Source organism: Nonomuraea deserti (assembly GCF_004348685.1).
Taxonomy (GTDB): Bacteria; Actinomycetota; Actinomycetes; order Streptosporangiales; family Streptosporangiaceae; genus Nonomuraea; species Nonomuraea deserti.
On the sequence record NZ_SMKO01000111.1, the window covers coordinates 21,720 to 30,632 of the forward strand.

The 8,913-nt window shown below is 68.9% G+C and carries 13 protein-coding genes; 12 read left to right on the forward strand and 1 reads right to left on the reverse strand.

The genetic code is table 11. The features are described from left to right. The first annotated feature begins 93 nt into the window (after positions 1-93). The 12 genes from map (at position 94) to truA (ending at position 7,459) form a co-directional block, all read left to right on the forward strand. A complete protein-coding gene (map, locus tag E1292_RS31540) occupies positions 94-903 on the forward strand; it encodes a type I methionyl aminopeptidase (RefSeq protein ID WP_132599501.1) in 810 nt (269 codons plus the stop codon). 14 nt (positions 904-917) lie between these two features. Beyond that, entirely contained in the window at positions 918-1,346 is a 429-nt protein-coding gene (locus E1292_RS31545) for a DUF1707 SHOCT-like domain-containing protein (protein ID WP_132599503.1), read from the forward strand. A gap of 231 nt (positions 1,347-1,577) precedes the next feature. Further along, complete coding sequence (locus E1292_RS31550) at positions 1,578-1,952, forward strand: VOC family protein (protein WP_246090466.1); 375 nt, start codon at positions 1,578-1,580, stop codon at positions 1,950-1,952. An 84-nt stretch (positions 1,953-2,036) separates the two neighbouring features. Beyond that, positions 2,037-2,222 carry a DUF4236 domain-containing protein gene (locus E1292_RS31555; RefSeq protein WP_132599506.1) on the forward strand — a complete coding sequence of 62 codons (186 nt, stop codon included), beginning with the start codon at positions 2,037-2,039 and terminating at the stop codon, positions 2,220-2,222. Between the two features lie 335 nt (positions 2,223-2,557). Beyond that, positions 2,558-2,779, forward strand: a complete 222-nt coding sequence (infA, locus tag E1292_RS31560) for a translation initiation factor IF-1 (RefSeq protein ID WP_030451477.1) — start codon at positions 2,558-2,560, stop codon at positions 2,777-2,779. Between the two features lie 24 nt (positions 2,780-2,803). Next, positions 2,804-2,917, forward strand: coding sequence for a 50S ribosomal protein L36 (gene rpmJ / locus E1292_RS31565; RefSeq protein WP_003956441.1), 114 nt, complete (start codon positions 2,804-2,806; stop codon positions 2,915-2,917). Between the two features lie 220 nt (positions 2,918-3,137). Further along, a complete protein-coding gene (rpsM, locus tag E1292_RS31570; protein WP_132599507.1) occupies positions 3,138-3,518 on the forward strand; it encodes a 30S ribosomal protein S13 in 381 nt (126 codons plus the stop codon). A gap of 45 nt (positions 3,519-3,563) precedes the next feature. Beyond that, positions 3,564-3,968, forward strand: a complete 405-nt coding sequence (gene rpsK / locus E1292_RS31575; protein ID WP_132337049.1) for a 30S ribosomal protein S11 — start codon at positions 3,564-3,566, stop codon at positions 3,966-3,968. 21 nt (positions 3,969-3,989) lie between these two features. Then, a complete protein-coding gene (rpsD, locus tag E1292_RS31580) occupies positions 3,990-4,616 on the forward strand; it encodes a 30S ribosomal protein S4 (RefSeq protein ID WP_132599508.1) in 627 nt (208 codons plus the stop codon). A 133-nt stretch (positions 4,617-4,749) separates the two neighbouring features. Beyond that, a complete protein-coding gene (locus tag E1292_RS31585) occupies positions 4,750-5,766 on the forward strand; it encodes a DNA-directed RNA polymerase subunit alpha (RefSeq protein WP_132337053.1) in 1,017 nt (338 codons plus the stop codon). A gap of 180 nt (positions 5,767-5,946) precedes the next feature. After that, positions 5,947-6,498, forward strand: coding sequence for a 50S ribosomal protein L17 (gene rplQ, locus E1292_RS31590; protein WP_132599510.1), 552 nt, complete (start codon positions 5,947-5,949; stop codon positions 6,496-6,498). A 76-nt stretch (positions 6,499-6,574) separates the two neighbouring features. Continuing rightward, positions 6,575-7,459 carry a tRNA pseudouridine(38-40) synthase TruA gene (gene truA / locus E1292_RS31595; RefSeq protein ID WP_132599512.1) on the forward strand — a complete coding sequence of 295 codons (885 nt, stop codon included), beginning with the start codon at positions 6,575-6,577 and terminating at the stop codon, positions 7,457-7,459. Here the strand turns inward: truA and E1292_RS51510 are convergent. Next, the coding region (locus E1292_RS51510; RefSeq protein ID WP_165974837.1) for a hypothetical protein at positions 7,424-8,913 on the reverse strand (1,490 nt) is incomplete at its 5' end. The genes truA and E1292_RS51510 overlap by 36 nt on opposite strands.

An 8,913-nucleotide genomic window follows, 5' to 3' on the forward strand; every position in this document is an offset into this window, starting at 1 on the left:
TGGGCGAGGTGGCACGGGATTCCGTGCCACCTCGCGGCTATTGTGGGGGAATTGGGCTCCCAGGTGGCCCGTTGAGACCCAGGGGGGCAGTACATGTTCAAGCGCAACCGGCACGGGATCCAGATCAAGTCGGCCGAGCAGCTCGAGAAGATGCGGGCCGCGGGCCTGGTGGTGGGTCGTACGCTCGACCTGCTCAAACGCTCCGTCGAGCCCGGCATGACGCCGCTGGACCTCGACGTGATCGCCGAGAAGGCGATCAGGGACGAGGGCGCGATCCCGTCGTTCAAGGGGTACCAGGGCTTCCCCGCGACGATCTGCGCGTCGGTCAATGAGGAAGTGGTCCACGGGATCCCGACGAACGCCCGCAAGCTGCGCGAGGGTGACGTCATCTCGATCGACTGCGGCGCGATCCTCGAGGGCTGGCACGGCGACTCGGCCGTGACGGTGCCGATCGGCGAGGTCGACCCCAAGCTGACGGAGCTGATGCGCATCACGGAGGAGGCCATGTGGCGCGGCATCGGCGCGCTGACCGTCGGCCGCCACCTGTCCGACATCGGCTACGAGGTCGAGCGGTACGTCAAGTCGCAGGGCCGCTACGGCATTCCTCAGGAGTACGGCGGCCACGGCATCGGCACCGAGATGCACATGGACCCGTGGATCGCCAACCACGGCAAGCCCGGCCGGGGCCCGGCGCTCGAAGAGGGCATGTGCCTGGCCATCGAGCCCATGGTCAACCTGGGCACCGACCGCACCCGCGTGTTGTCCGACGACTGGACCGTGGTGACCGTCGACGGCAAGCAGTCCGCGCATTTCGAACACAGCGTCGCGGTGACACATAATGGTCCTTGGGTGCTTACCGCCCTGGATGGGGGCAAAGAGCGCCTGGCCCAGCTGGGATTCTGACCGGGAGTGGTGGGATGGCGAAAAGCCCCGAGATGCGAGCGTCCGACGCCGACCGCGACCGGGTGGCTGCCATCCTGCGCGAGCACACGGCGCAGGGCCGCCTCACGATGGAGGAGTTCAACGAGCGGCTCGAGCAGCTCTACGAGAGCAAGACCTACGGCGAGCTGGCCCGGCTGACGTCCGACCTGCCCGACGTCGACCTGCGCAACCGCCCCGCCAAGGTGGAGTCCAAGGCCGTCAAGAAGGGCGGCGCCCATCCCGGCCTGGTGGCGGCCTGGCGCACGTGGGCCGTCGCCAGCGGCATCAACTGGGTGATCTGGCTGATCGTGAGCATCACGTCGAGCGACCTGGTCTATCCGTGGCCGCTGTGGGTGATGGGCCCGTGGGGGGTGGTCCTGCTGATGAGCACGATTTTCGGCACCTCCAAGCCCAAGACCGAGTAGGGCTCTCGGCGAGGGCCGGGGACCGCGGGCAGCGGTGCCCCGAGTACGGCGAGGCGGGTGGACGCCGCTGACCCGGGTCCGGCGTCGCGAGCCGGCGCACGCAGGACGGCGCCCAGCGGCGCGAGGCGGCAAGATCGGGTGGCGGGCCCAGGTGCTGGAAAGTACGATGCGGCTGGTTGCGTCCGCCAATAAGGGAAGCCTGATATGCCGCCCCGTCTTCAGCTGACCTCCGTGACAGTCGGCACGTCCCGGCCGCGCGAGCTCGCCCGCTTCTACGCCCAGCTGCTCGGCTTGCAGGTGGTCGAGGACGAGGGGCCCGGGCCCGATGAGCCCGAGGAGGCGGGCTGGCTGCTGCTCCGGCCGCCGGCGGGCGAGAGCGGCCCCGCGGTGGGCTTCGAGTACGAGCGCTCCTATGTCCGCCCGGTGTGGCCGAGCGAGCCTGGCGCCCAGAACGCCTCGCAGCACCTCGACATCAAGGTCGACGACCTGTCCGCCGCCGTGGAGTGGGCGTTGGCCTGCGGGGCGGTCGAGGCGGCGTACCAACCGCAGGAGGATGTCCGGGTGATGCTGGATCCCGACGGGCATCCTTTCTGTCTCTACCTCTGAAGAGCAAACAGACCGTTACCAAACCCGATATGTCGCTTTTGTTTGGGTAGCTGGAAGGCCTCCCGCACTTTGGAGGCAAACGACATGGGATGGAGCTATCGAAAGTCGATCAAGTTCGGGCCGTTCCGGCTGAACCTGTCCCGCCGTGGGATGGGGCACAGCTGGGGCAACCGGCTGTTCCGGGTGACCCGCACGGCCGACGGACGCCGTACGGTCTCGGTCAACCTGCCCGGTGGCTTTCACTGGCGCAAGACCCGCAGCACTCGCTGATCGGGTGGGGATACGTACGGGCTGGAGGCGCCGAGCCTCCGGCCCGTTCCCCACGAAGTTGCTCCGACCGTTCGCGGAAAGGGCGGGAGGGTGTGCGGCTCCGGCGTGCCGGGCTCGAGCGCGGCAAACGTGGGGTAGACTGGCAGATGGTTGTGTCAGGACACCTGGCACGCATTTCGCGTTCTAGGCTCAGGTGTCGTACACTCCTTAGTCGGCTCACTATGACCCACACGCGTCGGCGGTCTTTGCCGATCGCCGCTCTCTTCGAAGCGTGAGGTCGCGGCTGCTTAGTGAACCGGAGCCTCAGACGATCGATCAGTGAAACGCGAGGAATTTTGGCCAAGAAAGACGGCGCCATCGAGATCGAGGGCACTGTGGTCGAGTCGCTCCCGAACGCCATGTTCCGGGTGCAGCTCGACAACGGCCATAAGGTCCTGGCCCACATCAGCGGACGGATGCGGATGCACTACATCCGGATTCTTCCGGACGACCGGGTTGTTGTTGAACTGAGCCCCTACGACTTGACTCGTGGGCGGATCGTCTACCGATACAAGTAAGACGTCTGAGGAACACAAAGGACAATGAAGGTAAAGCCGAGCGTCAAAAAGATCTGCGACAAGTGCAAGGTGATCCGCCGGCACGGTCGCGTCATGGTGATCTGCGACAACCTGCGCCACAAGCAGCGCCAGGGCTAGTCGCCGCAAGGCTTCTCCGAGTCCGCCCCGTCAGGGAGCGGGCTCGACGCATGAGAAGCCTGAGTCAGTAGTCGCGTGTCACACCCGGGCAGGCGGGCCTTCTGAAGAGGGTTCGAACCACTCGGGAGACCCCCGGTCGGAGGCCGGGGCCCTCACCCCGGGCATTGGGGAGGGGCAGTGAGGCGCAAGACCTCCGCCACAGAAAAGGAGAATGCCCGCCATGGCTCGCCTGGTTGGCGTCGACCTCCCCCGCGACAAGCGGCTGGAGATCGCTCTCACCTACATTTACGGAATCGGCCGCACCCGCGCCCAGGAGATTCTCCAGGCCACCGGGGTCAGCGGCGACCTCCGCGTCCACCAGCTCTCCGACGCCGAGATCGTCCCGATGCGTGACTACATCGAGGCGAACTACAAGATCGAGGGTGACCTGCGCCGCGAGGTTCAGGCCGACATCCGGCGCAAGATCGAAATCGGTTGCTACCAGGGCATCCGGCACCGCAAGGGCCTGCCGGTCCACGGTCAGCGCACGCAGACCAACGCGCGCACCCGTAAGGGCAAGAAGAAGACCGTCGCCGGCAAGAAGAAGCCCGGTAAGAAGTAGTCCTCGCAGCCGCGGGACCGAAGACCTCAGGAGTTATGGCAAACAATGCCTCCTAAGAGCCGCCAGGGTGCGCCGAAGAAGGTGCGCCGCAAGGAAAAGAAGAACGTCGCTCACGGGCACGCCCACATCAAGAGCACGTTCAACAACACGATCGTCTCGATCACTGACCCGCTGGGCAACGTGATCTCCTGGGCCAGCGCCGGCCACGTGGGTTTCAAGGGCTCCCGCAAGTCCACCCCGTTCGCCGCGCAGATGGCCGCGGAAAACGCCGCTCGCCGCGCCATGGAGCACGGCATGCGCAAGGTCGATGTCTTCGTCAAGGGTCCCGGCTCCGGCCGCGAGACCGCGATCCGCTCGCTGCAGGCCACCGGCCTCGAGGTGGGCTCGATCCAGGACGTGACCCCGGTCCCGCACAACGGCTGCCGTCCGCCGAAGCGCCGCCGCGTCTGAGATCCCAGGAGATATAGAGAAATGGCTCGTTACACGGGCGCGGACTGCAAGCTCTGCCGTCGCGAGAAGACCAAGCTCTTCCTCAAGGGCAGCAAGTGCGAGTCCGCCAAGTGCCCCATCGAGATCCGTCCTTACCCGCCGGGTGAGCACGGCCGAGGCCGTCCGAAGGACACCGAATACCAGCTTCAGCTTCGCGAGAAGCAGAAGACCCGCCGCATCTACGGCGTCCTCGAGAAGCAGTTCCACAACTACTACGAGGAAGCCGCCCGCAAGAGCGGCAAGTCGGGTGAGGTGCTGCTCCAGATCCTGGAGAGCCGCCTCGACAACGTCGTCTACCGCGCCGGTTTCGCCCAGTCGCGTGACGCCGCCCGCCAGCAGGTGCGCCACGGCCACATCATGGTGAACGGCAAGAAGGTCGACATCCCGTCCTACCGCGTTCGCGAGCACGACATCATCGAGGTCCGCGAGACCAAGCGCAATCTGCTGCCCTACGAGGTGGCCCGCGCCACCGCCGGCGAGCGGACGATTCCCGCGTGGCTCGGCGTCGTGCCCGACAAGCTCCGCATCCTGGTTCACCAGCTGCCGGTTCGCCAGCAGATCGACACCCAGGTCCAGGAGCAGCTGATCGTCGAGTACTACTCGAAGTAGTCACTCGCCTGCCCGGCTCGGGTACGGTTCGGTGCCGTCGAGAGTTCCTCGCGGCGGCGCGTACCCGGGCTAGGCTGTTCATCGGAGTGGCGTCATATAGCGGGCGCCACACGAAACAGGGGAGATCCCACTCATGCTGATCGCTCAGCGCCCGACTCTTCTCGAAGAGTCGATCGACGACACCCGGTCCCGATTCGTCATCGAGCCGCTGGAGCCGGGTTTCGGCTACACCATCGGCAACTCCGTGCGCCGCACGCTGCTGTCGTCCATTCCGGGCGCGGCCGTGACGAGCATTCGCATCGAGGGCGTGCTGCACGAGTTCTCGACCGTTCCCGGGGTCAAGGAAGACGTCACCGACATCATCCTCAACCTCAAAGAGCTGGTCGTCTCCTCCGAGCACGACGAGCCGGTCGTGATGTACCTGCGCAAGCAGGGCCCGGGCGAGGTCACCGCCGCCGACATCGCGCCGCCGGCCGGTGTCGAGGTGCACAACCCCGAGCTGCGCATCGCCACGCTCAACGGCAAGGCGAAGCTGGAGATGGAGCTGACCGTCGAGCGCGGTCGCGGCTACGTCTCCGCCGCCCAGAACAAGCAGCCGGGCCAGGAGATCGGTCGCATTCCGATCGACTCGATCTACTCCCCGGTGCTCAAGGTCACCTACAAGGTCGAGGCCACCCGAGTCGAGCAGCGCACCGACTTCGACCGCCTCATCCTCGACGTCGAGACCAAGCCCGCGATGAAGCCCCGCGACGCGGTGGCCTCCGCCGGCAAGACCCTCGTCGAGCTCTTCGGCCTGGCCCGCGAGCTCAACGTCGAGGCCGAGGGCATCGACATCGGCCCGTCGCCGACCGACGCCGCCCTGGCCGCCGACCTGGCGCTGCCCATCGAGGAGCTCAACCTCACGGTCCGTTCCTACAACTGCCTCAAGCGCGAGGGCATCCACACCGTGGGCGAGCTCGTCGCGCGCAGCGAGCAGGACCTGCTCGACATAAGGAACTTCGGCGCCAAGTCGATCGAAGAGGTCAAGCAGAAGCTGCACGAGATGTCGCTGGCGCTCAAGGACTCCCCGCCCGGGTTCGACCCGAGCGCGGTGGCCGGCGGCGGCTACGACGACGACGACAGCGCGTACGTCGAGACCGAGCAGTACTGACAACGTCCCGCGGTTCGTCGCGCGTCTTCCGCGAGGACGGTGGCCGGTCCGCGGACCGGCCGGCGTCCTCGCGAGGCGCGGGGCGGGCGGGTGAACGTAACGGCGCCGCGCGACCGCGGCGCCGGCCCGACTCCGGTACCTGATACGGCCGGGGCGGGTTAATCCACAAGGAGAGATGACATGCCCAAGCCCACCAAGGGTGCACGTCTTGGCGGCAGCCCGGCGCACGAGCGGCTGATCCTGGCGAACCTCGCCACCGATCTGTTCCGCCACGGCAAGATCCGCACCACGGTCACCAAGGCCAAGCGCCTGCGTCCGGTGGCGGAGCGCCTGATCACCAAGGCGAAGAAGGGCGACATCCACAACCGTCGCCAGGTCCTGACCGTCGTCAGGGACAAGGGCGTCGTGCATCACCTCTTCACCGAGATCGCGACGACGTTCGCCGAGCGGCCCGGCGGCTACACCCGCATCACCAAGGTCGGCGCGCGTAAGGGCGACAACGCGCCGATGGCGGTCATCGAGCTCGTGACCGAGCCGATGAGCGGCGTCACCACCCGCACCGAGGCCCCCGCCCCGGCGCCCGCCGCCGAGGAGGCGAAGGCCGAGGAGACCCCGGCCGAGGAGGCCCCGGCTGAGGAGGCCAAGGCCGAGGACACCAAGGCTGAGGCCCCCGAGGCCGCCGCCGAGGAGACCCCGGCCGCTGAGGCCGAGGCGAAGAAGGACGAGGCCTGATCGTTCAGGTCGGCTGAAAAGGGCCCGGACCCCTCCTCGGGGGTCCGGGCCCTTTTCGTGACGAAGGAGAATCATCGTGGTACGGCTCCGCCTCGACCTCGCGTACGACGGGACCGAATTCTCCGGATGGGCCCGGCAGCCGGGGCGGCGTACGGTCCAGGGCGAGATCGAGCAGGCGCTCGGCCGGATCCTGCGCCTCGGCGAGCCCGCCCAGCTGACCGTGGCCGGCCGTACCGACGCCGGGGTGCACGCGCGCGGCCAGGTCTGCCACGTGGACGTGCCGGAGGGCTCCACGGCCGAGCTGAACGGCAACAGGGGACCGCTCAGCGTCGATGAGCGGCTCGCTGCGCTCGTCAGGCGGCTGGGCGGGGTTCTCCCCCCGGATGTACGCGTTCATCGGGTCTCGGTGGCTTCTGAGGGCTTCGACGCCCGGTTCTCGGCCCTCTTCCGGCGCTACGCGTACCGGGTGAGCGACGCGGTGGGCGGCGTCGATCCGCTGCGCCGCCGCGAGGTCGTCTGGCACAACCGGCCGCTGGACGACGGCGCGCTCAACGCGGCCGCCGCCCGGCTGATCGGCGAGCACGACTTCGCCGCGTTCTGCAAGAAGCGCGAAGGGGCCACCACGATCAGGGAACTGCAGCGCCTGGACTGGGTACGCGAGCCCGACGGCACCCTTGTGGCCACCGTCGTGGCCGACGCGTTCTGCCACTCGATGGTGCGGGCCCTGGTCGGCTCGCTGCTGGCCGCCGGTGACGGGCGGCGGCCGGTGGAGTGGCCTGGCGAGGTGCTCGGCAGGGCCGTACGCGACTCGGGCGTGCACGTGGCGCCCGCGCACGGGCTCTGCCTGGAGGAGGTGGGCTACCCGCCGGACGCGGAGCTCGCCGCGCGGGCCGAGGCCACCCGGCGGGTACGCACGCCGGCGGGGTCAGCCGCCGTTGACGCGGCGCTCGAGGACGAGTGACGTCTCGTCGCGGAACGCCCCGCTCACCTTGGGCAGCGTCTTCTCGTTGGACGACGGGGTGTGGCCGTCGGCGTGGGTGGCGTAGCTGAAGACGACGTAACGCCCCCACACCAGGCCCGCCGCGTAGCCGCCCGCGATGTGCACCCGCTCGCCGCCCGAGCCCTCACCGCCGGGAAGCGGGCGGAACCAGACGTTGCGCGACAGGTTCTTCGCCTGGTCGACCGCCTCGGCGGCGGCCTTGTCAGGCAGCACGGCGATGCCCGTGGTCACGGCGTAGCGCCGTTTCCTGTCGACGTACGTGGCCCTGAGCACGCGGCTGCACTTCTGCTCTTCGAGGGCGTCGGCGAAAGCACCCATGGCCGCCTTGTCGCAGGCCGTCTCGATGTCGGCCTTGACCCGCGCGAACGTCATGCCGGCCGCGCTCACCTTCTTCTCGGGGAACGCCTCCGACAGCGACAACTTCTGCGGGTCGGTCCGCTCGGAGTTGAGCGCGGACGTGCCCTCGGCGGGTGGGGAGACGGCCGGCTCTGAACTCGGCTGGACGGACGCGCTCGGCCGGGCGGCGGCGGTCGTCGGCGCGGGGTCGCTCACGGCCTGCCAGGCGAAGAACCCGCCGGTGGCCACACCCGCCAGCGCGAGCGCGCCGAGCGTGACGAGCAGGGCGCGCCTGCTCTTGCCCGGTGACGCCGGAGGCGGGGGCGGGGCCTGGAACGGGGGTTGTTTGAACGCTCCAGACGGAAAGGCGGGGCTGCCCGCCGGTGGTGTGGGCGAGTCGAGGGGGACCGGTGGCTTCTGGCCCCAGGTGTCCCGGGAGAAGGGGAGTTCGGGAAGTTTTTCCTCTTCTGGAGGGGTGGGCGGCCAGACGGGTACGTCGCCCGGCTCGGGCGGGCGCGCCGACGGGTCGCCGGGCTCGACCGCTTTCCCCTGACGTGCGGCGTCACGCCTGGCGGCCTTCGGGTCGAAGTAGTGGGCCGGCTTCTTGGACTTCCTGACTTCCTGGCCGGCTGGCCGGGCGATGTCGTCGTGGTCGAAGGGCCGGGTGTCCTCGCGTTCGGCGGCGACGGGGGCTGCAAGGGGAGGCTCGCTGGTCGCGTCGCCGGGCCGGGCGCCCGGGGACTTCGCCGCTCCGGGCGGCTCTGTGACGCCCGCCTGCCCGGGGCCGGGTGTGGTGGCTTCCGCCTGATCGGTCCCCGGGTGGGCCGTGGCCGGGTGCGCGTCCGCAGAGTGGGCGCTTCCGTGCGTGGTGCTTGTGGAGGGGCCGCTTTCCGGCGTGGTGCTTGCGGGCGAGGCGCTTGCGGATGTTGGAGGCGCGGGCTGGGCGCTTCTCGGGAAGCGCGCCGGAGGGTCGTCCTGCTGTGTGGGGCTCGACGGGAAGCCGGCCGGGCGGGTGAAGCCCTCCGGATCAGTGGCGTTCGGGTCGAAGGCGGCGGCCGGGGAACCGGGCTCGTCGGGGT